This is a genomic window from Haloprofundus salinisoli (assembly GCF_020097815.1).
Lineage (GTDB): Archaea > Halobacteriota > Halobacteria > Halobacteriales > Haloferacaceae > Haloprofundus > Haloprofundus salinisoli.
The window spans coordinates 2842822-2867781 of the sequence record NZ_CP083663.1 but is presented as its reverse complement, the minus strand read 5'-3'; the positions used below and the strand labels follow the sequence as shown (position 1 = coordinate 2867781).

At 65.1% G+C, this 24960-nt stretch carries 20 protein-coding genes; 8 read left to right on the top strand and 12 right to left on the bottom strand.

Going from position 1 to position 24960, the window contains the following annotated elements:
• The 3 genes from LAQ73_RS15055 to LAQ73_RS15045 all read right to left on the bottom strand — a co-directional run bounded on the left by LAQ73_RS15055 (position 1) and on the right by LAQ73_RS15045 (position 4518).
• Positions 1-909: a DMT family transporter gene (locus LAQ73_RS15055; protein ID WP_224269076.1), complete on the bottom strand. Its 909-nt coding sequence runs from the start codon at positions 907-909 to the stop codon at positions 1-3.
• An 86-nt stretch (positions 910-995) separates the two neighbouring features.
• Complete coding sequence (locus LAQ73_RS15050) at positions 996-2096, bottom strand: DNA topoisomerase IV subunit A (protein WP_224269075.1); 1101 nt, start codon at positions 2094-2096, stop codon at positions 996-998.
• 1 nt (position 2097) lies between these two features.
• Entirely contained in the window at positions 2098-4518 is a 2421-nt protein-coding gene (locus LAQ73_RS15045) for a DNA topoisomerase VI subunit B (RefSeq protein WP_224269074.1), read from the bottom strand.
• 455 nt (positions 4519-4973) lie between these two features.
• On the opposite strand from LAQ73_RS15045, the gene gyrB reads away from it, so the two are divergent.
• Both gyrB and gyrA read left to right on the top strand, forming a co-directional pair.
• Positions 4974-6890 (top strand): DNA topoisomerase (ATP-hydrolyzing) subunit B, encoded by a 1917-nt coding sequence (gene gyrB / locus LAQ73_RS15040; protein WP_224269073.1) that lies wholly within the window; start codon positions 4974-4976, stop codon positions 6888-6890.
• A 3-nt stretch (positions 6891-6893) separates the two neighbouring features.
• Entirely contained in the window at positions 6894-9401 is a 2508-nt protein-coding gene (gyrA, locus tag LAQ73_RS15035; protein ID WP_224269072.1) for a DNA gyrase subunit A, read from the top strand.
• On the opposite strand, the gene LAQ73_RS15030 is transcribed toward gyrA, so the two are convergent.
• Together LAQ73_RS15030 and rocF are read right to left on the bottom strand one after the other, a co-directional pair.
• Positions 9299-10681, bottom strand: a complete 1383-nt coding sequence (locus LAQ73_RS15030; protein WP_224269071.1) for a DUF389 domain-containing protein — start codon at positions 10679-10681, stop codon at positions 9299-9301. The two genes, gyrA and LAQ73_RS15030, sit on opposite strands and share 103 nt — an antisense overlap.
• Positions 10682-10750: 69 nt before the next feature.
• Positions 10751-11659, bottom strand: coding sequence for an arginase (rocF, locus tag LAQ73_RS15025; RefSeq protein WP_224269070.1), 909 nt, complete (start codon positions 11657-11659; stop codon positions 10751-10753).
• A 134-nt stretch (positions 11660-11793) separates the two neighbouring features.
• Between rocF and LAQ73_RS15020 the strand changes: the two genes are divergently transcribed.
• On the top strand, positions 11794-13152 hold the full coding sequence (locus tag LAQ73_RS15020) for a DUF389 domain-containing protein (RefSeq protein ID WP_224269069.1): 1359 nt from the start codon (positions 11794-11796) through the stop codon (positions 13150-13152).
• Between the two features lie 78 nt (positions 13153-13230).
• Here LAQ73_RS15020 and LAQ73_RS15015 read toward each other — a convergent pair whose 3' ends face one another.
• A complete protein-coding gene (locus LAQ73_RS15015; RefSeq protein ID WP_224269068.1) occupies positions 13231-14148 on the bottom strand; it encodes an NAD-dependent epimerase/dehydratase family protein in 918 nt (305 codons plus the stop codon).
• A 201-nt stretch (positions 14149-14349) separates the two neighbouring features.
• On the opposite strand from LAQ73_RS15015, the gene LAQ73_RS15010 reads away from it, so the two are divergent.
• Entirely contained in the window at positions 14350-14883 is a 534-nt protein-coding gene (locus tag LAQ73_RS15010; RefSeq protein ID WP_224269067.1) for an Rrf2 family transcriptional regulator, read from the top strand.
• Positions 14884-15105: 222 nt separating this feature from the next.
• Here the strand turns inward: LAQ73_RS15010 and LAQ73_RS15005 are convergent, their stop codons facing one another.
• The 3 genes from LAQ73_RS15005 to cdd form a co-directional block, all read right to left on the bottom strand.
• On the bottom strand, positions 15106-16272 hold the full coding sequence (locus tag LAQ73_RS15005; protein ID WP_224269066.1) for an NAD(P)/FAD-dependent oxidoreductase: 1167 nt from the start codon (positions 16270-16272) through the stop codon (positions 15106-15108).
• Positions 16273-16400: 128 nt separating this feature from the next.
• The gene (locus LAQ73_RS15000; protein ID WP_224269065.1) at positions 16401-17225 is read right to left on the bottom strand and encodes a nucleoside phosphorylase; all 825 of its coding nucleotides are present in this window, start codon (positions 17223-17225) and stop codon (positions 16401-16403) included.
• A 261-nt stretch (positions 17226-17486) separates the two neighbouring features.
• Positions 17487-17906 carry a cytidine deaminase gene (gene cdd / locus LAQ73_RS14995; RefSeq protein WP_224269064.1) on the bottom strand — a complete coding sequence of 140 codons (420 nt, stop codon included), beginning with the start codon at positions 17904-17906 and terminating at the stop codon, positions 17487-17489.
• 128 nt (positions 17907-18034) lie between these two features.
• On the opposite strand from cdd, the gene LAQ73_RS14990 reads away from it, so the two are divergent.
• On the top strand, positions 18035-18289 hold the full coding sequence (locus LAQ73_RS14990) for a DUF7520 family protein (protein WP_224269063.1): 255 nt from the start codon (positions 18035-18037) through the stop codon (positions 18287-18289).
• A gap of 54 nt (positions 18290-18343) precedes the next feature.
• A complete protein-coding gene (locus LAQ73_RS14985; protein WP_224269062.1) occupies positions 18344-18613 on the top strand; it encodes a DUF8142 family protein in 270 nt (89 codons plus the stop codon).
• 16 nt (positions 18614-18629) lie between these two features.
• Here LAQ73_RS14985 and LAQ73_RS14980 read toward each other — a convergent pair whose 3' ends face one another.
• Positions 18630-19217 carry a GNAT family N-acetyltransferase gene (locus tag LAQ73_RS14980; protein ID WP_224269061.1) on the bottom strand — a complete coding sequence of 196 codons (588 nt, stop codon included), beginning with the start codon at positions 19215-19217 and terminating at the stop codon, positions 18630-18632.
• A gap of 73 nt (positions 19218-19290) precedes the next feature.
• Positions 19291-20841 (bottom strand): hypothetical protein, encoded by a 1551-nt coding sequence (locus LAQ73_RS14975; RefSeq protein ID WP_224269060.1) that lies wholly within the window; start codon positions 20839-20841, stop codon positions 19291-19293.
• 324 nt (positions 20842-21165) lie between these two features.
• Here LAQ73_RS14975 and LAQ73_RS14970 point away from each other — a divergent pair, with 324 nt between their 5' ends.
• A complete protein-coding gene (locus tag LAQ73_RS14970) occupies positions 21166-23259 on the top strand; it encodes an AMP-binding protein (protein ID WP_224269059.1) in 2094 nt (697 codons plus the stop codon).
• 73 nt (positions 23260-23332) lie between these two features.
• Positions 23333-23794 carry a hypothetical protein gene (locus tag LAQ73_RS14965; protein WP_224269058.1) on the top strand — a complete coding sequence of 154 codons (462 nt, stop codon included), beginning with the start codon at positions 23333-23335 and terminating at the stop codon, positions 23792-23794.
• A 30-nt stretch (positions 23795-23824) separates the two neighbouring features.
• On the opposite strand, the gene LAQ73_RS14960 is transcribed toward LAQ73_RS14965, so the two are convergent.
• A complete protein-coding gene (locus LAQ73_RS14960) occupies positions 23825-24820 on the bottom strand; it encodes a DMT family transporter (protein WP_224269057.1) in 996 nt (331 codons plus the stop codon).
• Positions 24821-24960: the final 140 nt, after the last annotated feature.

The following is a 24960-nucleotide window of genomic DNA, read 5'->3' as shown; positions in this document are numbered from 1 at the left end:
TCAGCCTGACTCTGCGTGGATGAGCCAGACGCCGACGAGGACGAGCGCGCCGCCGGCGAACGTCGTCGGCGGGAAGGGTTCGCTGAGCAGGAGCACCCCGAGTACGACGGCGACTATCGGTTCGACCGTACTGACGAGGCCGGCCCGCGAGGCACCGATTCGCCGGAGTCCGCCGAAGAACGTCACGACGGGGACCACGGTCGAGAGCACGGCGATACCGGCGACTGCCAACCACCCGTCGGTTGTCGTCGGCAACGCCAGCGAGTCGGTGGCGGTCCCGTAGGTGAAAAACGACACGGCGGCCGCCGGGAGGACGTGCCCCGCGAGCAGGAGGCCGTCGGTGTCCGCGAGGGCGACGCGGCTGACGACGATGTAGCCGGAGTAGACGAGTGCCGACCCGAGGACGATGACGACCCCGACGGGCGAGACGCCGGCCGGGTCGACGCCCGCGACGAGCGCCACCCCGCCGAGCACGAGCGGGAGGGCAACCAGTCGCCGTCGCGTCAGCGGTTCGCCGAGAACCAGCGCCGAGAGGACGAGCACGAACGCCGGGTAGGTGTAGAGCACCAACGTCGTCACGCCGGCGGTGAGATATTCGAGTCCCCAGAAGAACAGCGCGCTCTGTCCAGTGTATCCTACGAGGCCGAGTCCAACTGCGGTGAGAAAGAGTCGTCCGCGGAGTCGCAGTCGCTCGGACGCGTCGGACCGGCGTCGGCGCGCGGCGAGGAGAGTCCAGACGAGAACTGTCGCCAGCGTAAAGCGCAGCACGAGCACCGACGGGACGTTCAGCCCGGCGTCGAACGCGAACTGTCCGAGCACCGCCAGCGTGCCGAAACCGAACGCGGAGACGACGACCAGCGCAGCTCCGACGGTCTCGGAGCGACGGGCGGGGTCGGCCCCTCTGCTCATCGGTTCACTATTTGCGAGAACCGACAGAAGCGTCTACCGATACGGCGTCGACGGGTCCCTCGCGCCGGAAGGGAGTCGCCGTCGACTCAGAAGATACCCATCTCGCCGAGTCGCTCGGGAAGGTAGGTGTCGGTGACGAAGTCCAGACCCCGAGAGGCGAGCGCCTGCTGTTCGGCCTTCTTGCCGATGTCGAGTTGGAGCTCTATCTGCTCGGTCCAGTACTCCGTCTGGAACCGCGGGTCGTCCAACTCGCTCTCGAGTGCGTTGACGTCGGAGTCCGACAGCGGGTCCGTCGGCAGATCGTAGTCGACGATGTCCTGCGGTTGAATGCCGACGAACTTCGCCTCGGGCGTCGCCAGATACTCCGAGAGATGCGCGGACTTGATGGAGCCGTAGGCGACGGAGCCGTAGATGCGGTACGACCAGGGGTCGCCGTCAGTGAACACCACGACGGGCAGATCGAGTTCGTCGTGGAGGCGCTTCGTGATGCGGCGGGTCGCGCGGGCGGGTTGACCCTTCAGGTGGACGACCATCGCGCCGTGGTCCTCGTCGAAGCCGTTTTCGACGAGTCGGTCGCGCATCCCGCCGGTCTCCACGCAGAGGACGAACTCGATGTCGTGGTCGAGGAACTCGATGGTGTCGGGGTTGTTCGGAATCTGATACCCACCTTCACCGACGTCCTCCTGACAGTGAATCTCGCGCTCGCCTCTTCGCGTCTGCTCGCGGATGCGCAGCGGTCCCATCAGCGTCGCCCCCGACTCCTCGGGGCGCATGTGGAAGTCCTCGCGGGTGACCTTCGAGACGATTTCGAGGTCTTCGACCAGCTGATTCGACTCGTCCTGGTCGTTGAAGCCCGCCTCCTCGGAGTCCCACGACTCCGAGAGGTAGTACAACTCACGCAGCGTCGAGGAGCGGTCCTCCGCTAACTGCTGGGAGAGGAAGTCGATGGTGTAGATGGCTTTGAGCAGTTTCCGCGCGCCGCGAACGCTGTTGGCGCTGCGAGTGCTCGTCCGGTCGCCGTACACCCAGACGTGGCTGTCCTCGTCGTACTCAATGTTGCTCTTCGTCCGGGTGGGCAGTTGCATCTCCGGAATCTGCCCGCCGGCGAACTGGTCGTAGAACTCCGCCGCGAGGTCGATGAGACGCTCGCGGGCTTTCTCGTCTTGTATCTCCGTGTTCGAACTCATATCAGGCGTTCACCGTGAGTCGTTCCGTCTCGACACCGTCGACGTCGATGTCGAACGTTGCGTCCGCGCCGACCGTGTAGGTCAGCGTCGCCGTCTCGCCCGACGGAACCGCGGGCTTCCACTGCACGAACCACTCGCCGTCCAAGTCGACGACGTTCGCCTCGCCGTTGAGACCCTGCGGTTCGATCGAGACGATGTCCGTGATGTCCAACTCCTCGCTTCGGTCCGAGTAGTTTCGGACGGTGAGCGTCACTTCGTCGCCGTCGAGACGGCGTTCGACGCTCACGTTGTTCATGATGCGGGCCATCGCGCCGTCGATGTTCGGACGTTCTCGTCCCGTCACCTCTGCCACCTTGTCGGCCATCTCGGGGAGAATCGTCCCGAGGACGTTCTGCTTCTGGCGGCGCTGCTGCATCGAGCGCCGTTTCTTCAGGTAGGATTTCAGCTCGCGGGCGGCCTCGCGGATGGCGAGCTCGATCTCGTCTTCGATGGCCGGGATGTTCGCCAGCGCGTCCTTCGACTCGCTCGTGAACGGGACGTTCGTCGACGCGACGTGGACCATGATGACCGCGGGGCCGTTCGGCATCCCGCTGCCGCCGGGTTGGTCCAGTCCGTAGTTTCGCCAGCCGATCTGCTTGACCACGTCGGTCGTCGCACACGCGCCGCGTTGGTAGACCAGCGGGACGCGGTTGGCGAACCGAAGCAGGTCGACGCTCCCCTCGGCGGCGAGTTCGCCGCCGTAGGCAATGCCGGCTTCGACGATGAACGGGTCGCCGCCGTGGACCTCCGCGTCGCGGGTCGCCGCCGCGTAGAAGTCGGCGTCGTACTCCTTTCGGAGCCCCGCCTCGACCAGTTCAGCGGTGATGGGCGAGAGACACTCCGTCGGCGGCGCGAGGATGTCGGTGACGCGCATCGCTTCGAGCAGGTCGCTCGCGGCGTCGCGGTCGTCCGCCACCTCGCGCACCGGGGGCGCGTCGTCGGGAACCGTCCGCATCGAGTTCCAAAGCGCGTCTGTGACGTTCTCGCGGGCCGTCTCGCCGAACGCCGCGTCGTCGTACTCGACGGTGGCGTCGGCGGCGTCGTCGACGAGCGCGCGGAGCTCCTTCCGCGGGAGGCGGTGTCGGCCGTCGTCGAGCGCGGCGAACTTCCGGGCGAGGCGTTCGGCGAGGCCGTGGACCGTCGCGTCGTCCTTCTGCGTGCTCGTCGCCGAGTCGACGGCAGCGTGTATCGACGGGACCAGCGCCGACTCGGTGCCCTCGTCGGTCTCCTCGTGGCGCGTCAGTTCGGCCCACGCGGCGTCGACGGCGTTCTCTCTCACCGTCTCGCCGAACGTCTTCCCCGTCTCCTCCTGTACCGTCTCGGCGACGTTGGCGACGATATCGGCGAGTTCGTGGTGGCTCGTCCGCTCGCGGGAGGTCAGCACGTCGGCGACGCCGCCTGCGAACTGCGCCGTCGCGTCCGGACCCTTTCTGGAGACGGCGTCGGCGATGGCGGCTTCGAGGTCGTCGGCGTCGGCGACGGCGGGCCACGACATCTCGCGGCCGTAGTGGTTGTCGCGGAAGTTATCCAGAACTTTCGTCGCCGTCTTCTGGCCGACGCGGGTGAACTCCTCCTGGAGGAAGCCCGAAATCGAGTACGAGTCCGTCGCGCCGAGCATCTTGAGCAGCGTCCCGAGTTCGACCCCGTGGGGGTGCGGGCGAATCTCCTCGGTCTTGGCGGGGAGCTGGTCGGTCGCGCGCTCGAACTTCAGCGGCGCGTCGAGTCCCGGTTCGCGGAGCTCGAAGCGCGCGTGGGGGTTGACGACCGCCGTGTGCTTGATGTAGTCGTGCAGTTGCTGGCGGGCGCGCATGTTCGCCTCCATCTCCAGTTCGATGCGCGTGCCGTGGGGGCGGTCCCAGGACGTCTCTCGGGACTCACGGATCTCGGGGTCGTTCTTGTCGGTGTCGACGACGAGCTCGAAGTACTGCGCGTCGGCGCTTCCCTGGGTTCTGGAGGTGATTTTCGCGGGTTTCCCGCTCGTCAGTTGCGAGTAGAGGACCGCCGCAGAGATACCGATACCCTGCTGTCCGCGGGACTGCTCGCGGGCGTGAAAGCGAGAGCCGTAGAGCAACTTCCCGAACACCTTCGGGACCTGCTCTTTGGTGATACCCGGCCCATTGTCTTCGACGACGAGGCGGTAGTAGTCGCCCGCCTCCGCGATTTCGACGTAGATATCGGGAGCGATTTCGGCTTCTTCGGTGGCGTCGAGGGCGTTGTCGACGGCCTCCTTGACCGCAGTGACGAGCCCTCTGGCCCCGCTGTCGAAGCCGAGCATGTGTTTGTTCTTCTCGAAGAACTCGGCGATGGAGATCGACCGCTGGTTCTGCGCCAGCTCGTCGGCGATTCCCGCCTCGTCGCCGAGTGTCGACTGAAACGAGGTCATTCTGTGAATCCAGTTATCAACGGGACGGTTAAAACCTGTTCGGGACCGGAGTGAAAGTGAAAACTGCGGTGCGAGAGCCGTTCGCACACCGAAATATCGCTCTCGTGGACCGTCTCGGGGGAGAGAGTAATCCGATTTCCCATAGAGTCCGGTCGTCTCGGGTTTACCCCCGGGGTTCGATGGCCAAAACACCCTTCCACGGGTCTGAACGAGAACGCTTCGGCCGCCCGAGAGTCGCGGGCGTTCCGAGCCTCTGCCGCCCGAAAACTATTCGAGGGTGACCATCCGTATCGATGCGACGAAGCCGACACGCGGAGGCGACGAACGGAGACGTTCTGTCGGGCTCTGCGTCCGAACTCGGAGACTGATTGCAGCCTCTGTGGTCTATTTGGTGTCCGCGCGCCCGCGCGTGCGAGGGCTTTAAGGAGGGCGGTATCTTAGCTGAAGTAGATTCTATGTCCCAAGACAGCGAGTACGGCGCTGGGCAGATTCAGGTCCTCGAGGGCCTGCAAGCCGTCCGGAAACGTCCGGCGATGTACATCGGTTCTACAGACGTTCGTGGACTGCATCATCTGGTCTACGAAGTCGTCGACAACTCCATCGACGAAGCCCTCGCGGGCTACTGTGACGCTATCGAGGTGACGATTCACGACGATGGCTCGGTGTCGGTCTCCGACAACGGCCGCGGCATCCCCGTCGACACCCACGAACAGTACGACCGCCCGGCGGTCGAAGTCATCATGACCGTCCTCCACGCAGGCGGGAAGTTCGACAACAAATCCTACCAGGTCTCCGGCGGCCTCCACGGCGTCGGTGTCTCCGTCGTCAACGCGCTCTCGCACTGGCTGGAAGTCGAAATCAAGCGCGACGGCGGCGTCTGGAAGCACCGCTTCGACCGCGGCGAGCCCGACCAAGGCGAGTTCGAACGCGTCCGCGACCTCGAGGCCGACGAGACCACCGGAACGACGATTCAGTTCTGGCCCGACTCCGAGATCTTCGAGACGATGGAGTTCGACTTCTCCACGCTCGCCACTCGCCTCCGCGAACTGGCGTTTCTCAACTCCGGCGTCGAAATCACGCTCACCGACGAGCGCTCCGAGGAGTCGGAGACGTTCTACTACGACGGCGGCATCCGCGAGTTCGTCGAGTACCTCAACGAGACGAAGACCGCCCTCCACGACGACGTCGTCTACTTCGAAGACGAAGACCAGAACATCCAGGTCGAAGTCGCGATGCAGGCGACCGACGAGCTCCAGGGCTCGATACACGCCTTCGCCAACAACATCAGCACTCGCGAAGGCGGCACCCACCTCACCGGATTCAAGACGGCGCTCACCCGCGTCGTCAACGACTATGCGAGCAAGCAGGGACTCATCGACGACTTAGACGACAACCTCCGCGGCGAGGACGTCCGAGAGGGCCTTACCGCGGTAATCTCCGTCAAACACCCCGACCCGCAGTTCGAGGGGCAGACGAAGACCAAGTTGGGCAACTCGGAGGTCCGCGGCATCGTCGAGAGCGCGACGCACAAGCACCTCTCGACGTACTTCGAGGAGAACCCGGCGACGGCGCAGGCGATAATCCGCAAGGCCGCCGAGGCCGCCAAGGCCCGGAAAGCAGCGAAGAAGGCCGAAGAACTGACGCGCCGCAAGAGCGCGCTCGAATCGACGGCGCTGCCCGGCAAACTCGCCGACTGTCAGACCCGCGACCCCGCCGAGTCCGAGCTGTTCATCGTCGAGGGTGACTCCGCGGGCGGCAGCGCCAAACAGGGCCGCGACCGGCACAACCAGGCCATCCTCCCGCTGCGCGGGAAGATTCTCAACGTCGAGAAGCACCGCCTGGACCGAATTCTGGAGAACAACGAGGTTCGCGCGCTCATCACGGCCATCGGCGCGGGAATCGGCGAGGAGTTCGACGTCGAGAACGCCCGCTACCACAAGATCATCCTGATGACCGACGCCGACGTCGACGGCGCGCACATCCGAACGCTCCTGTTGACGCTCCTGTATCGTCACATGAAGCCGCTTCTGGAGGCCGGCTACGTCTACGCGGCGCAACCGCCGCTGTACCGCATCCGCTACCGCGGCGAGACGTACGACGCCATGACGGAGCAGGAACGCGAGCGCATCATCGAGGAGAAGTGCAACGGGAATCCGACGCGCATCCAGCGGTTCAAGGGGCTCGGCGAGATGAACCCCGAGCAGCTGTGGGAGACGACGATGGACCCCGACAACCGCATCCTCAAGCAGATCACCATCGAGGACGCCGCCCAGGCCGACCGCATGTTCAACGTGCTGATGGGCGACGCCGTCGAACCGCGAAAACAGTTCATCAAAGACCACGCCACCGACGCCGAGTGGGTGGACATTTAATATATGAGTTCAGAACTTCCCGACCCGGACGTGAACGCGGAAGCCGCGAGCGTCCAGACGGCACGCATCGAAGACGAGATGGAGCAGTCGTACATCGACTACGCGATGTCCGTCATCGCCGGACGCGCCCTCCCGGACGTCCGTGACGGACTCAAGCCCGTCCACCGGCGCATCCTCTACGCGATGCACGAGGCGGGCGTCACCTCGCGCTCCAGCCACCGCAAGAGTTCCTCCATCGTCGGCGAGACGATGGGTGACTACCACCCGCACGGCGACTCCGCCCTCTACGACGCCCTCGCCCGGATGGCGCAGGATTTCTCCATGCGCTACCCGCTGGTCGACGGCCAGGGCAACTTCGGCTCCGTCGACGGCGACCCGCCGGCGGCGATGCGGTACACGGAGGCGCGGATGGCCTCCATCGCCGAGGAACTGCTCTCGGACATCGAGAAGGACACCGTCGACTACCGGCCGAACTACGACGACCGCCTGGAGGAACCGGGCGTGCTCCCCGCGGCGTTCCCGAACCTGCTGGTCAACGGGTCGTCGGGGATCGCCGTCGGCATGTCGACGAACATCCCGCCGCACAACCTCGCGGAGGTCATCGACGCGACGATTCACCTCATCGACAACCCCGACTGCACCGTTGAGGACCTGATGGAGTTCGTGAAGGGACCGGACTTCCCGACGGGCGCGAACATCGTCGGCCGCAACACCGTCCACCAGGCGTACAAGACCGGCCGCGGTCGCATCCGCGTCCGAGCGGAGTTCGAGGTCGAAGACGACGAGCGCATCGTCATCACCGAACTGCCGTTCCAGGAGAACAAAGCGCGACTCGTCGAGCGCATCGCCGACAACGTCAATGAGGGTAAGATAGAGGGCGTCCGCGACCTGCGCGACGAGTCCGACCGCGACGGGATCCGCATCGTCGTCGAACTGAAGCGCGACGCCATCGCGGAGGTCGTCAAGAACCAACTGCTCGAACACCACCTCGAATCGACGTTCGGAGTCATCAACCTCGCGCTCGTCGACGGCGAACCGCGCGTGCTCACCCTCAAGGAGACGCTGGAGGAGTACGTCGACCACCGCCGTGAGGTCGTCCGTCGCCGCAGCGAGTACGATCTCGAAGAGGCCGACGACCGCGCGCACATCCTCGAAGGTCGGCTGACCGCGCTCGAAAACGTCGACGACGTGGTCGAACTCATCCGCGACTCCGAGAGCCGCGACGACGCCAAGGAGGCGCTGATGGAGGCGTACGACTTCTCGGAGGCGCAGGTCGGCCACATCGTCTCAATGCAGCTCGGTTCTTTGACCTCGATGGAAGCCGAAGCCATCGAAGACGAGTACGAGGAGGTGCAGGCGACCATCGAGCGCCTCAACGAGATTCTCGACAACGAGTCCGAACTGCTCGGCGTCATCAAGGACGAACTCCGCGAGGTGAAAGAGGAGTACGGCGACGAGCGCCGGACGAGCTTCATCGAGGACACCGGCAGCGTCACCCGCGAGGACCTCATCCCGCAGGAGGACACGGTCGTCGTCGTCACGGAGGACGACTACATCAAGCGAATGCCCGCCGCCGAGTTCCGCGCGCAGGGCCGCGGCGGGAAGGGTATCATCGGCACGGACCTCAAGGAGGGCGACCGGGTGTCGTCGGTGTTCTTCGCCAACACTCACGACTACCTGTTGGTCTTCACCACCCACGGCCAAGTCTACCAGCTGAAGACCTACCAGATACCGGAGATGGGTCGGACCGCCCGCGGGAAGTCCGCGGTGAATCTGCTCGATTTGGACGCCGACGAGGAGATTACGGCGGTCGTCAACACCGACGAGATGGACGACGACGAGTTCCTTACGATGGTCACCCGCGACGGCTACGCCAAGCGGACCGCCGTCGACGACTTCGCGAACATCCTCTCGACGGGCATCCGCGCGATTCGCCTCGAAGACGGCGACGAACTCGCCGACGTGGAGGTGACAGACGGCGAGCGCGACCTCGTTATCGCCACCGAGGGTGGCATGAGCATCCGCTTCGACGAGGACGAAGTCCGCGCGATGGGCCGCAGCGCCCGCGGCGTCCGCGGCATCGACCTCACCGCCGACGACCACGTCGCCGGCGTCGCCGCCATCGACCTCAGCCAGCACGACTGGCTGCTCACGGTGACGCAGAACGGCTACGGCAAGCGCAGCGACCTCGAAGATTACCGTAAGCAGTCCCGCAACGGGAAAGGTCTCATCGACATCAAGACCAACGACCGCAACGGCACCGTCTGCGCAATCGAGGCCGTCGCCTCCGGCGACCATCTGCTCGTGATGAGCGAGGAGGGCCAGATCATGCGTACCCGCGTCGACGACATCTCGAAGTACGGTCGCAACACGATGGGCGTCATCGTGATGGACTTAGGCGAGGGCGACTACGTCGCCGCCGTCGACGTGATCCCCGCCGCGAGTGTCGGCGAAGAGGCGGAGTCAGATATCGAATCCGCAGAGACGCCGACCGCCGACGCCGACGAGTAGTTCGTCTGCGAGTAGTCGACGAACCGGACGCGGACGACGGGGTTCTGTCCCGTCTCCGCGCGTATCTCCTGCTGTATATCACTCGGGAGCGACGAGTACGACCTGTCGGTCGTCCGCGTGACCGTGACGGTCACCGTCTCGCGGTTGGCGAAGCCGACCGGGTAGGCGTACTGGACGCTGACGCTCGTCGCCTGGAGGTCGCTGTACTGCTGCTGCCCAAGCACCTCTTCGACCTGCTGGTTCACCGTCCGTTGGTAGGCCGACTGCTGAACCGTTCCGACCGTGACGACGCCCACTCCCGCGAGGAGAACCAGCGCCGCGAGCGCGACGGCGGGCACGTTGACGGCGTCGTTTTGCAGGTAGCCGCGGAGGCTATCGACGCTGGAGCGGTACCCCAAGAACGACAGCGTAGCGATCATCGCGACGTCGATAGCGAGCACCGTCGCGGCCAGAAGCAACAGCGTCCCGAGCACGAGCAGCGGCGCACCCCACGCGACGCCGATGCCGGTGACGCCCGCCGCGGGGATGAGCGCCGCCGCGACCATCACGCCGATAAGCGACAGCGGCCCCTTCGTCGTGACGCCGAACGTCGCCGCGGCCCCGGCGGCGACTCCGACGAGGATGGCGACCGAACTGGGGGCGAGGCGGAGGCTGACGAGTTCGATGCTCGCGGGGGCGAGCGTCGACGAGACGAGCGAGAGTTCCTTCAGCGTGAACGCGGTGACCGTCGCGCCGACGACGGCGACGCCGAGGCCGAGAACCTGCTGGCGGACGCCGGCGACGCACATCTCCCAGTTGCTCGTCGTCGCGCCGACCGTCGCGGTGAGTATCGGCCCCATGATGGGCGCGATGACCATCGATCCGACGACGATGGCCGGCGAGTCGATGAGCAACCCCGCCGTGGCGATGATGGCGCTGAGAAATAGCATCCAGACGTAGGAGTAGTCGTCGCGGCTCAACGACTCGGCTTTCGATTTGAGTTCGAACTCCGCTAACGGGGTGAAGTCCTGCGCGTACCGCTTCTGAAGCCGGTCGACGTTCGGCGTCAACACCGCCTCGGCGCTGCCGACGACGGTGTAGGTTCCCTCCTCTACCCCGGCGTCGTGAAGGTCTTCGAGCACCTCTCGAACCCCGTCGACGGGGACGGGGAACTGGAAGAGAACCTTCGCCTCAGTACCGCTGCCGTCGCTCGTGACGGCGTAGTCGACGTCGAGTTCCGAGAGCGTCTCTTCGACCGCCGGGCGCTCCTCGGCGGGGACGAAGATGTGGACGTGGCGCACGTGGAAAGTAGCGACGGAGAGCCGGAAAAACGGGGTGTCTGTGTATTCAGGGTCGGTGACGCTGTGTCGTCAGAGAATCGTCTTGCCCAGCGCGCTCGCGGCCAGTTCCGTCGCCAACTCGGCCGTCTCGTTGTGTTCGTCGAGGATGGGGTTCACCTCGACGACCTCGAGCGACCGCAGCGCCTCCGACTGGGCGACCGTCTCCAGCGCCGAGTGCGCCTCGCGGTAGCTGACGCCGCCGCGGACGGGCGTGCCGACGCCGGGGGCTTCCTTGGGGTCGAGCCAGTCCAGGTCGAGGCTGACGTGGACGCCGTCGGTGCCGTCGGTCACCACGTCGAGGGCGTCGTCGACGACGTCGGTGATGCCGCGCTCGTCGATGTCGGACATGGTAAACGCCGTGAGGTCGGTGGTGCGGATGAGTTCGCGTTCGGCGTCGTCGAGGCTGCGGAGGCCGACGAGCGCGACGTTCTCGGGTTCGAGCCCCGGCGCGTTGGCCCACTCGACGCCGCCGAAGTCGGCGATGCCGAGACCCGCCGCCAGCGGCATCCCGTGGACGTTACCGCTGGGCGTCGTCGTCGGCGTGTTCAGGTCGCCGTGGGCGTCGAACCAGAGGGCCCCGATGTCGGCGTCGCGCGCGGAGCCGACGAGCGAGCCGATGGCGACGGAGTGGTCGCCACCGAGCACCAGCGGCGTCACGCCGTCGTCGAGGGCGTCGGCGACGTCGTCGGCCAACCGCGTCGAGACCTCTTCGGTCTCGCGGAGGAACTTCGCGTGTCCCTGCGACGGGGAATGGGACTCCGGGTCGCGCTCCTCGGCGCGCGGGACTGGCAGGTCGCCCGCGTCCTCGGGGGCGACGCCCGCGTTCTCCAGCTGCTCGGCGAGGCCGGCGTAGCGAATCGCCGACGGCCCCATGTCGACGCCGCGTCGGTTCGCCCCGTAGTCGGTCGGTGCGCCGATGATTCGGACCGTACGAGTCATACCCGAACGTTCGTGACTGAGCGGGTAGTGGTTCCGGTTTACTCCGCGGACGCGACAGTCGCGTGAACACAACGTTTCGTCGTATGCGACTGCCCGCCACCCTCAAGGCGAAGAGACGCGTGTCGTTGGAGTAGATGCGGCTCATCAAGCTCCTTGTCGACGAGGCCAACAAACAGAGTGTCGTCGACGTTCTGGAGACTGAGAACATCGACTTCGTGGTCACGAAAAACGACTCCGAGCGCAGAGACACCGTCCTCGTCGAGTTCCCGCTCCCGACGCAGGCCGTCGGCTACGTCATCGACGAGCTCCGCGAGGCGGGCGTCGACGACCGGAAGTACACCGTCATCGCCAGCGCCGAGACGGCGAAAACCCGCAACTACCACCAACTCGAAGAGCGATTCGTCGCCGGCGTCGAAGAGAACGACGCGGTGGCGCGCGAGGAGATTCGCGCGAAGGCGCTCGACATGCACCGGAGCAAGTTGACGTACTACTCGATGACGATGTTCAGCGCCATCGTCGCGGCGGCGGGGCTGCTCATGGACTCGCCCGCCGTCGTCGTCGGCGCGATGGTCATCGCCCCCCAGGTCGGTTCCGCGCTCATCGCGGGCGTCGGCATCTCGCTGAACGACCGCCGGATGATTCGCATCGGGTTCGCCCAGCAGTTCTTCGGCTTCGGCGCAGCGATTCTCGGGGCGTTCGCGCTGGGAATGCTCCTGCAGTCCGGGCAGATCGTCACGTCCGTTCTGGACGTGTCGACGGTCAGCCAGATTAGCAAACGCATCTCACCCGGCCTACTTTCGCTGCTGGTCGGTCTCTGCGCGGGGGCCGCCGGAGCGTTCGGCCTCGCGACGGCGCTGCCCGTCTCGCTCGTCGGCGTCATGATCGCCGCGGCGCTCATTCCGGCGGCCGCGGCCATCGGCATCGGGCTGGCGTGGGGTCTGCCGAGCGTCTACCTCGGCGCGAGCGTGCTCCTCGTCGCCAACGCGGTGGCGGTCAACGTCTCGGCGTTTCTCGTGCTCTGGTATCTCGGCTACCGACCCGACTCGTGGACCGAGAACACCCGCGAGGTCAACAACGGCGAGTCCACCACCGAGACGAACGACCGCTCGCAGTATTTCGGGGCCGCGGCCGCGCTGTTGCTTCTCGGGGGCATCTTCGCCGGAGCGGGCGGCCTCCTGGTCGGCCAGATGGGGTTCGACAACGACGTGAACACCGCCGTCGAGCAGGTGATGCAAAACGACCGGTACAGCGAACTCGAACTCACGTCGATGCGGACGGAGGTAGGGATGACGCGCTACTTCGGACAGACGCCGGAGGTGACCGTCGTCGTGATGCGGCCGGCCGACGAGACGTATCCGAATCTCGCGGCGACGCTCCGCAAGCAGATTCGACAGGAAACGGGGCGCGACGTCGCCGTCTCGGTCGAGTTCCGCGAGGGACAACACGCCGGACAGTCGCTGCGCGCGCCGGTTCAGGTCGTCGAGAACCGGTAGTTATCCGCTCGTCCTATCAGGTCGGCGAGACCGACATCTCGTACTAGTCGTGGTACGACCGTCGTGGCGCGCCGGCGGTTACTCGTCGAGATACGGCGCACAGACGCGGCGGACGCCCTCCTCGAAGCCGATTTTCGGTTCCCACCCCGTCTCCTCGCGCATCTTCGAGGCGTCGGCCATCGTGTCGTGGACGTAGATGTCGAGGGGGTTCTCGACGTACTCCGGTTCGACGTCGGTGCCGAGAGCCTCGTTTATCATCGCCACCATCTCGTTGAAGTCGTAGCTCTCGCCGGTACCGAGGTTGTAGATGCCCTGCAATCGGTGGTCGGCGGCGAGTTCGAGTCCACGGACGATGTCGTCGACGTGGGTGAAATCGCGGGTCTGCGAGCCGTCGCCGAACAGTTCGGGTCGCTCCCCGTTGGCGATCGTGTGCGCGAACTGCGCGACGGTGTTGGCGTACTGACCCTTGTGCTCCTCAGCCCCGCCGAAGCCCTGGTACACCGAGAAGAAGCGCATCCCCGCGAGCGACAGCTCGTAGTGGTTGTGGAAGTACTCCGCGTAACGCTCGCGGGCGAGTTTCGACGCCTCGTAGCCGGTTCGCGCCTCGACGGTCATCGACTCGGGCGACGGTTCGGTTCGACTACCGTAGATAGAGGACGTAGAGGCGTAGACGACGGTGTCGCAGCCGTCCTGTCGAGCCTGGTCGACGGTGTTGACGAACCCCTCGACGTTGACGCGCGTGCCGCGTCGCGGGTTCTCCTCGTGCATCGCGTACGAGGAGAGCGCCGCGAGGTGAAACACGACGTCGACGTCGGTGGGAAGGTCGTCGTCGAGGACGCTCCCCTCGACGAACTCCACCGCTTCGGAGAGGTTCTCGGGCGTGCCGAGATAGAGGTCGTCGACGGCCACCACGTCGTTGTCGACGGCGAGGTGGTTTGCGAGGTTCGACCCGATGAATCCGGCCCCCCCGGTGACGAGAACTCGCTGATCCTGCATACGTGTATGGGCCAGAGACGGCAGTAAAGGCCTACCGATACACTCACGGGAAACGGAACGTTCCGGCAGAGACCGAACGGTGAGCGTCATCGGAGAAACATTCTCCGAGGAGACAGTCACCGAGCCGATAGCATCGCCATAATAATCACTAAAAACCGGCTATCCGTCGAATTTAAGAACGTCAATTGCGAACGTTCGATTATGTCGTCTATCGAACTCACCCCGAGCCAGAAACAGATACTCACGGCCCTGATAAATCTCTACCGCCAGGCCGAGGACGCAGTGAAAGGCGAAGACATCGCCGCAGAGGTAAACCGGAACCCGGGTACGATTCGCAACCAGATGCAGAGCCTGAAGGCGCTGCAGTTGGTCGAAGGCGTCCCGGGGCCGAAGGGTGGCTACAAGCCGACGGCGAACGCCTACGAGACGCTCGACGTCCAGGAGATGGACGAACCGGCGACGGTTCCGCTGTTCCACGAGGGCGAGCGCGTCGAGAAGGCCAACGTCGAGGAGATCGATCTCTCGAGCGTCCACCACCCCGAACTCTGCCGCGCGGAGATTCACCTGCAGGGGTCGGTCCGCAACTTCCACGAGGGCGACAGCGTCACCGTTGGCCCGACGCCGCTGTCGAAACTCGTCGTCGAGGGAACCGTCGACGGGAAGGACGACACGAGCAACATCCTCATCCTCCGCATCGACGACATGACAGCGCCGTCGGAGGAACCGGAACACTAGCTGATTCGGGGTAAATCCGGGCACTCACGGTTCTCTCTGTCTCTCTCGCCGAAGACGCGCAGAGCGTCGGCCGTATCGACCGTCGAAAGTGGTGGGCACCGAAGGTATCTCACACCGAACGTGTGGACCCGCAGCAGACGCTCCGGTCGCTCGCGGAGGCGGCGACCGGACGAGACGAGAGGTGAGAAAGAAACGACCGCGGCCGCGCGAGGCGGCCGTCTCTTACATGTCGTCCCAAGCGGTGACGGCGCGCTTGGCCGACGAGATGTCGGCGATCCAGCGCGTCGCAACCGCCTTCTTGAGGACCTTCGCGCCCGGGCCGCCGAACGTCTGGACGGGAACGCCCATCACGCCGTGGGCGACGGCCATCTCGCCGATGGAGACGAGCGTCCCCTTGTCCTTGTGCGTCCACGTCTTCAGCGGCTGACCGCGAATCGTCCGTGCGAGGTTCTCGCCGGCGACTTCCGCCGCCTGCCACGCCGCCTGTGCGGTCGGCGGGGCGACGTTGTCGTTGCCCTGGTCGACGAGCGCCGAGTCACCGATGGCGAAGACGCGCTCGTCGCTCGTCGAGAAGTCCGACCCCGCGAAGATGCGGTTCGAGCGCTCGTCCTTGTCGAGTTTCGCCTCCGCGACTTCCTTCTGGCCCGTGATACCGCCGGTCCAGATGAACACGTCGTAGTCGAGTTCCGTCTCCTCGCCGACGGAGATGGTCTCCTCGTCGACTTTCGAGATGAACTCGCCGGTCATGATTTCGATATCCTGCACGTTGAGGCGCTTGCGGAGCGCACCCTGTAGTTCGGGGTCGTTGCCGGGGAACACCTCGTCCAGCCCTTCGACGAGTTTGATGTCGAGGGGCGCGCGGTGCTTGTCGCGGAACTCCGCGATCTCGCCCGCCGCCTGGATACCCGAGAGGCCCGCCCCGCCGACGATGACCTGCGCGGGGTCGCTGCGCGAGGCGTCCTCTGCGGCCGTCTTGATCTCCTCGTGGATCTCGCGGGCGTCGTCGAGGCTCTTGAGCGTCAGCGAGTACTCTTCGAGCCCTTCGATGCCGTAGAAGGCGGTCGCGCTGCCGAGGCCGACGAGCAGGTAGTCGTACTCGACGGTGCGGTCGTCGCTCAGTTCGACGACGCGCTCGTCGACGTCGACGTTCTCGACGTGACCTTTCACGAAGTTCGTCTCCGGCGATTTGATGTCGTCGATGGGGACGGCGACTTTCGACTCGACGCTCGGGTCGCGGATGACCCGGTGGACCTCGTGGAGCACGAGGTGGTAGTCGCGGTCGGAAACCCACGTGAGTTCGGCTTCGCCGTCTTCGATCTCGTCTTCGAACGCTTTCACCGCGCCGGCACCGGCGTACCCGGCACCGAGAACGACGACCTTCTGAGTCATGTGTCTATTTGCGGAGCCATGAGATAAAGGGGCTTTGGAACGAGAACGACCTCTTCGCGGCCTCTCTGTGCGCATTTGGGTCGCGTAACGATTCTGTGATGAAGGGTGGGGTCGACGAAGTTACTGACTCACAGCGAGAGACCGGCGTGCCATTGGTCGACGCCCGCCTCGCGTTTGACATCGTCCATGCGGGCGAGCAGCGAAACGGCGAGGCACGCCGTCTCCGCCGCCCGCGACTCGCCTTCGGTTCGGAACTCGCCGGTGATGCGGTTGGCGTAGACGGAGCAAACCGCGCCGGCACGGAGGCCGTAAACGCTCGCGATGGTCAACAGCGCGCTGGCCTCCATCTCGATGTTCTTCACGTTCGCCTCCCGCAGCTCTTCGACGAGCGACTCGCCGCCCGCGGCGCGGAACCCCTCGAATCCGGGTCGACCCTGTCCGGTGTAGAAACTGTCGGCGCTCATCGTGAGGCCGACGTGGTAGTCGTAGCCGAGTCGCTCGGCGGCGGCGACGAGCGCGGAGACGACTTCGTGGTCGGCGACGGCGGGGTAGTCCTCGCGGACGTACTCGGCGCTCGTCCCCTCCTGCCGAACCGCGCCGGAGGTGATGACGAGGTCGCCGACGTCCATCTCCGGTTGGATCGCACCACAGGAGCCGACGCGGATGAACGTGTCGACGCCGACTCGCGCGAGTTCTTCGACGGCGATGGCGGCGGAGGGGCTGCCGATCCCCGTCGAGGTGACCGAGATGGGCGCGCCGTCGTAGATACCCGTCGCCGTGCGGTACTCGCGGTGGTAGGCGACTTCCTCGTAGTCGTCCCACAGCGCGGTTATCTTGTCCACGCGCTCGGGGTTCCCGGGAAGCAACACGGCGTCGGCGACGTCGCCCTCGGCGACTTCGAGGTGGTACTGGATCTCGTCGTTGGGATCCTCGCTGGCGTCGGTGTCGGTCATATCCGCTCTCGGAGGCGATGTACCAAATAAACCGGTGGTGTGTGGGATTTGACGAGAGCGTCCGACGGCGCGCTCGCTCGGCGGGTGAAAACGCCCGCGTCGGCTCACCGACGCCCGTGGAACGGCGTCGATGACGCGCGCTGATGGGATGACAGACGATAGTCTGGTATCGATACGCGGGCGTGCCGCTTGTTACCCGTTCGCAGTATAAATCATTCGATTGATACAGTATTCATTACCGGAAAATGAACGTTCGGGGCGTCAGTTTCGGTCGCTGTGATCGGCAGCGTCCGAGAGCGTCCCCTCGGAGATGGTGTTCGGCAGCAGTTCGCCGAGAGTGTACTCGCTCGTCTCCTCGCCACCTTCGTCGCAGACGACGACGAAACTGTCGTCGCAGAACTCCGTGAGCGTCTGCCGACACATGCCGCAGGGGGTGACGCCGTCGCGGACGCCCGAGGAGACGGCGATGCGGTCGAACGTGCGGTAGCCGTTCTTCACCGCCTCGGCGATAGCGACCTCTTCGGCGTGGAGGCTGTTGCTGTAGTTGGCGTTCTCGATGTTGCACCCGACGAACACCGTACCGTCGGCCGTTCGGAGCGCAGCACCGACGCGGTACTCGGAGTACGGAACGTGGGCGTTCGAGAGCACCTCGCGCGCCTTCTGGACGAGTTCGTCGACCATGGGGTTTCGACGACGCACGCGGCCGGTATAATCGCTGCGCCGCGGGCGTCGGGTCCGGTCGGTGGGACCGTCGACCGCCTCGGCCGGAGTGAGAAAGAGTCTATAACCGACGCCACCCGAGTTCGACTGTGAACGAATCCGACCGCGGCCGTCGCATCCTCCTCGGCGTCGGTGGCGTCGTCGTCCTCGTCGCGGGGCTCATCGGTCTGTTCGTCGGCGAGAACAGCGCAGGCGCGTCCATCGACCTGTTCGGCGTTGCGACGTTGCCGGTGAGTCCGGTGCCGATGGCGCTCTACGGCGCGATACTGGCGACGGTAGCGCTCGGCGCGCTGTTCGGTGCCGTCGAGTTCGTCTCCCGGCTGGAGGACCGCGACCGAGTGTAGTCGGGGCGTCGACCGGAGCGGGGCTCTTTTCAGGGTTCGTCACGGAGTTTCGGTATGGCCGCCTCGACGAGCGACTCCGACTCGCCGGACTCGACCCCGACGCCGGAGGAGAACACACCGCTGGCGGAGGAGAGCGGGCGAAACCGAAAACGGGCCGCCCTCGCCGTCACACCGTTTCTCGCTCTCGGTCTCTTCGACGTTGTACTGTTGCTGTTCTGGGGTATCGAACCGCTCTGGGCGTTCGCCATCCTCCCGCCTATCCTCTTCTGCTCGGTGCTGGCGTGGATCGTCTTCAGCACCGACTTTCTCGACGACCGGACGTAGTCGCGGCCGGGTCCCGCTATCGGCCGGTGTCGTACTTGTACGTCGCCGACTCCGGGTCGATGCCGAAGTCCTCGGCGCGCTCTTCGGGTTCCGACGCCGCTGAGTCCGCCTCCGGTGCGGCCCGCTTGAACGCTTCTCTGGCTTCGGCGGGCATCTCGAACGCGTCGACGGAGAGCGAGAGCGCCACCGCGTCGGGCATCGCGCCCTCGCGTTTGACTTCGAGTCGTTCCCGAACCGGAGTGGGAAGCGACTCCGATTCGACCGGGTCGAAGCCGAACCGGACCAGGTAGTTCGGTTCGTTCGTGAAACAGTAGACCTGCTCGAACCCCTCGTCGCCGGCGGTTTTCACGAGTCGCTCGACGACGTGTGCGCCGACGCCCTGTCCGCGCCACGCCTCCAGTACGCCGATGCCGGTGAGTTCGCAGAAGTCGCCCTCCTCGCGTTTGTGGATGCGGATACGACCGAATCCCGCCCGAGTGTTCGACGCCTCGTCGACGGCGATGACGTAGTCGCGAGAGCGGAACGCGACGTCGTCGAGGTCCATCGCCTCGATGTGATCGAGCAACCAGACCTCGTCTCGGTTTTTGGCGTCTCGAACGTACATGCTAACGGATAGTCACCGAGCGGGCAAAAGAATTTACGCAGGCCGCAGCGTCCGCGAACGACCGCGTCGGATTTCACATATCCCGGACGACGACGCGCGAGTTGGTGACCTCTCGGACGTCCGACCCCGAGAGGGTGTACGTATCCTCGTCGACGTCGCCCCAGTCGAGTTCCGCTTTCAACCGGTCGGTGAGGCTCGGCGAGGGGTCGACGTGGATCACGTCGCCGTCGACCTTCGCGACGATGCCGACTTCCCGACCGCTCTCGTCGACGATGTCCTTCCCCTGATCGTTCTCGTCGAGGTGCGCCTCGGTGCCCGCCTCGTCGGCGGTACTGCGGTCGGTTCCGGCCTCTGCACCCTCGTGTCGCTGTCCCTCGGTCGACTCGGTCGACTCGGTCGCCTCGCTGGTGAACGGTTCGTTACTCCCCTCCGTCTGGGTCGCGTCGCTGCCGAACGGCTCGACGTCCTCGGATCCGGTCGTATCCTCCTGTTCGACCGCTTCGGAACGGTTCTCCTTGGCGGCCGCCGTTCCCTCGGTCTCCGTCGGTACGGTGGTCCCTTCACCTCGCTCGGGTTGGTCGGACTCCATCCCTTCGGCGGTCGCAGCCATATCTGTGTCGGCGGTCGTCGTCATCTCTGTGTCGGCGGTCGTCGTCATCTCTGTGTCGGCGGTCGTCGTCATCTCCTCGGTCGCGACCGCCTCCATCCCCTCGTACTCGCGGTCGACGATTTCGCGCTCGATCACCTGACTCGTGACGGCGTTCGTGTCGAGCAGCTCCGTCTCCGAGAGGGTGTAGATGCCGCGTTTGCGCTCCTCGACTTCCTCTTCGACGATCGTTCGCTGGAACAGTTCGCTCTCGACGATGTCGCCTTCGATGACCCGGCTCTCGACGACACCGGCCTCGACGACTTCGCTCCCGACGGCGTCGGTCTCGACGATGTCGCTCTCGATGACGGTCTCTTGGACGCCTCGGACGTCGATATCCGCCTCCATCGTGTCGCTCTCGACGGTGTCGGTCTCCTCGAGTTCGGTGTCGACGACGCGACTGTGGACGGTCATTCGTTCGAGAATCTCGTTGGTGTTCGACCACACCTCCTCGATGGTCGCCTCGATGCGTCCCTCGTCGATGAACGACGCTTCGACGAGTTCTCGACTGACGAGCTCGCGGTCGACCGTGGTCTCGCCGATGGTCTCGGTGTCGACGACTTCGCTCTCGATGGTGTCGCGTTCGACGATGGTCCGTTCGACGACTTTCGTCTCCGTAACCTCGGTGGTCACCGTCTCGCCCTCCATCAGCGCGTTCTCGACCTCCTCGTTGTCGATCGCCGCGCGCTCTGCGATGTCGGAGTGGGCGACGAACTCCCACGGTTCGGCGTCGCCTTCCATCTCCGCTTCGGTGTAGGCGAACGCCACGTTCTCCGAGTCGAACGTCTCGAAGAACTCGTCCCAGTCGCGGCGGTCGTGCGTGTCGGTTATCTCGCTCTCACGGACGAACCGGTAGCTCAACTCCCCCGTGTCTCGCTCCTCGTAGACGGGAACGTACTCGCGATCATCGGCCCATTCTCGGATTTGGTCCCGGTTCGTCGTGACGTTTCGTTCACGTCTGGTTGGTTCGTCGGACATCTTTCTCCACTAAGGATGTGTCCGACGAGCCAGCACTTAACAGATTGGTGAGATGTGTCGGAGAGGTCGTATCTACAACGTTCGATATAGTCCAGAATTGTTAGTATATCGAGTCACCAGACCCTATTCGTCGGTTACTGTTTGCGTGACATATTTTAGAGATTTCGCGCGTTTTCCGCGCGGGAGGCGGGTGTAGGACGTCGACTGTTCGGTTGCCGGGCGACCTCCCCACGTCAGGTACACACGTGAATCGGTCGTCAACCTCGGTCCTTCACAGACGATAGTGAGCAAGCTACTTGACGACGGCAGTAAAAGATGGGTGCGATGAACACGCACCCAGACACCAACGAGGTGGTTCACGAACCGACTCGGGAGTTCGTCGAGTCGACTAACGTCTACGCGTTCATGCAGGAGTACGGGATCGACGACTACGAGGAGCTCGTCGCCCGCACCTGCGGCGACGTTGAGGGCGAACCGGACTCGGGCGTCGACTGGTTCTGGGACCTCCTGCCCGACTATCTGGGTATCGACTTCTACAGCGACTACGACGCCGTCCGCGACGACAGCGACGGCCCGCAGTTCTCCCGCTGGTACCCCGGCGGCACCATCAACATCGCGCACAACACGCTCGACAGACACGCCGCCGTCGACTCCGAGACCCGGAACAAAGTCGCCTGCATCTGGGAGGGCGAACCCGGCGACGTGCGCGAGGTGACCTACCACGAGCTCTATCGTCAGGCCAACCGCGTCGCCAACGTCCTCGAAGAACGCGGCATCGAGACGGGTGACACGGTGGGACTGTACATGCCGATGGTCCCCGAAGTCATCTCGATTCTCTACGGCTGTTTCAAAGTCGGCGCTATCGCCGTGCCCATCTTCTCGGGGTTCGGCGTCGACGCGACGGCGACGCGAATCGAAGACAGCGAGTGCTCGGTGCTCTTTACGGGTGACGGCTTCTACCGTCGCGGCCGCGAGGTGACGCTGAAAGACGCCGCCGACGAGGCCATCGCGCAGGCCGGACACGTCGAACACACCATCGTCTACGAGCGCCTCGGAAGCGAAATCGAGTGGGAGAACGACCGAGACGAGTGGTGGCACGAGACGGTCGGCGTCGCCGACGACGAGTACGAGACGAAGGAACTGCCGAGCGAGCAGGAGTCGATGCTGCTGTACTCCTCCGGGACGACGGGCAAACCCAAGGGCATCGTCCACACGCAGGCGGGCGTGCTGATGCAGACGGCCAAAGAGATCTACTTCGGTTTCGACCACAAGCCGTCGGACCGCTTCTTCTGGGTCTCCGATATCGGCTGGATGATGGGGCCGTGGACGCTCATCGGCAACCACGCTTTCGGTGGAACGGTCTTCATGTACGAGGGCGCGCCGGACCACCCCGGCCCCGACCGCTTCTGGGAGATGATCGACCGGCACAAACTCTCGGTGTTCGGCATCTCGCCCACCGCCATCCGCGCGCTCCGGAAGTACGGCAGCCGTCGGACATCGTCCGACGAGCCATCCGGAACCGAGGGTTCCGGAGACGACGACTGGCTGGCGGGCCACGACCTCTCCTCGCTGCGGCTCCTCGGGTCGACGGGCGAACCGTGGGACCCCGAGTCCTGGATGTGGTTCTACGAGAACGTCGGCCGCGGCGAAGCCCCCATCATGAACATCTCCGGCGGCACCGAGATCTGCGGCTGTTTCCTCATGCCGATGCCCATCCAGTCGCTGAAACCCTGCACGCTGGGCGGTCCGGGTCTCGGCATGAACATCGACGTCGTCGACGCGGCGGGCGAGAGCATCGCCGACACCCACGAGCGCGGCTACCTCGTCGCGCGCGACTCCTGTCCGTCGATGACCAAGAGCCTCTGGGACGGCGACGAGCGCTATCTCCAGGAGTATTGGTCGCGCTTCGACGACATGTGGAACCACGGCGACTGGGCGCAGAAGGACGAGGACGGCTTCTGGTTCCTCCACGGCCGCGCCGACGACGTGCTCAACGTTGCCGGACGGAAGGTCGGCCCCGCCGAGGTCGAAGGCGCGCTCATCGACCACGACGCGGTGAACCAGGCCGCCGCCGTCGGCGTCTCCGACGATACGAAAGGCACGGCCGTCGTCGCCTACGTCGTCCTCGAAGACGGTTGGGAATCGAAAGATTCCCAAGCCAATCAGAACTCTCAGAGTTCTGATGACGGCGTGACGGCCGACGACGACCTGCGCGCGGAGCTTCGAGAGGTGGTGGGAGAGGAACTCGGCAAGCCGTTCCGCCCGCGCGAGGTGCTGTTCGTCGACGAGTTCCCGAAAACCCAGAGCGGGAAGATACTCCGTCGGGCTATCGCCTCGGTGTACGAGGGCGAGGACCTCGGCGACATGAGCAGCATCGAGAATCCGCAAGCGCTGGAGAAGGTGAAGGCGGCGAAGTGAGGAGGTAGCTGGCGCTCGAAACGTTGAGACCACGGAAAGCTTATTCTCTCGCCCTCGGTCGTCGGAGTCGTCTATGAGCCCTCCACTGACGCGTCGCGGTACGGTTCGAGCTGCCGCCTCCGTATTCGCACTCGGGTTAGGGGGATGCGCCGGTCAGACGAACGCAACCGAAAACGAGAGTTATGGAGAACCCAAAATCGAAACCTCGACCGCGACACCGGAACCCGCGACGAACACGAACGTTGGACGCATCGTTCTCCGGAACGGGGATTCGACGGCGCACGAACTGGACGTCGCCATCAATCACTACGGCGAGGAAATTCACCGACGAACGCACACGATAGAGGCCGACGGCAGAGAGACGATTCCGCTCCGAGAACCGGGAAGCTACAGTATCACCGTTGGCCTCGACGGGGACACTGTCTCGTACCGTGAATCGCTCACGGAGTCGAACCGCTGCCGGGAGTGGGAACTCTCGGTTCGAGTGACGGCAGAAGGGACGCTGAAACGGGTCGTGACGGTGTGTCCGGAGTAGCTCACCTGCAAGCGAGAGAAGGTCCGCCGCTCAGTCCGCGTCGCAACCGGCCCGACCCTCGGTGTCGCGGCCGCCGTCGGTCAGAGCATTCGACGGACCACCCGTCGGGAACCGGTCAACGAGCGCCGGCAGCCGACCCTCGATCTCCTCGGAGCCGAGAATCGCAAACCCGGCGAAGATGACGCCGAATCCGGCGATAGTGGAGAGCGTAATCGACTCGCCCAACAACGCCCACCCGCCGAGCGTCGCGACGACGGGGCTGACGTAGAAGACGAGGCTCGCGCGAATCGCGCCCACGTCGTCGAGCAGGCCGAAGTAGGCGATGTAGGCGACCGCACCCGCGAAGACGCCGACGTAGCCGAGCGTAACGACTGCGGCGGGCGACCACGAGACGGCCGAGAGCGACTCGCCCGCGCCGAGGCTCATCCCGTGGACCATGAGCGCGCTCACCGGGAGCGCCCACGCCGTTCGGACGGTGCTCGACAGCGTGCCGTCGGCGCGGCGGATGAGCACCCCGCCGAGCGCCGCGCTCGCGGCACCGCCGAGGATGATGGCCTTGCCGACGACGCCGCCGCCGAGGAGGTTCTCCGGGTCGACACCGACGACGAGCGCCACGCCGAGGAGGCCGACGAGAACGCCGACGCCGCCGCGGTGCGAGAGGCGCTCGTCGGAGAGGAGGAAGGCGGCGAGAAGCGGCGTGAAGATGGGCGAGAGGCTGAAGATGATAGAGCCGACGGCGCTGGAGACGTACTGCTGGCCGACGAACAGGAGGCCGTTGGCGAGGCCGATAGCCAGCACGCCGGTGGCGAGGATACCCGCCGCGTCGCCGCGCGTGCGTGGGAGGAGCTCCTCGCGGGTCGCCGTCAGCGCCACGTAGCCGAGAAGTACCGCCGCCGCGACGTCGAAACGAAGCGCGACAAACAGCAGGGGAGGGAAGTACGCCATGCCCGCTTTCGCGGCGACGAACACGCCGCCGAAGAAGACGCTGGCGAGCGCGAAAAACGCCAGCGAACGCTTGGCGACCACTACGGGGACACCTCCGGCGTCGGTGCTGCGTAGATGCCGGGTCGACCGGCCTGTAGAGTGAGCGTAATCGTCATCGAATACGAGTAGGAGTACCGGGCTTAAACATATATTCAGTAAAATTTTCAAAGCAAGAAAAGTGG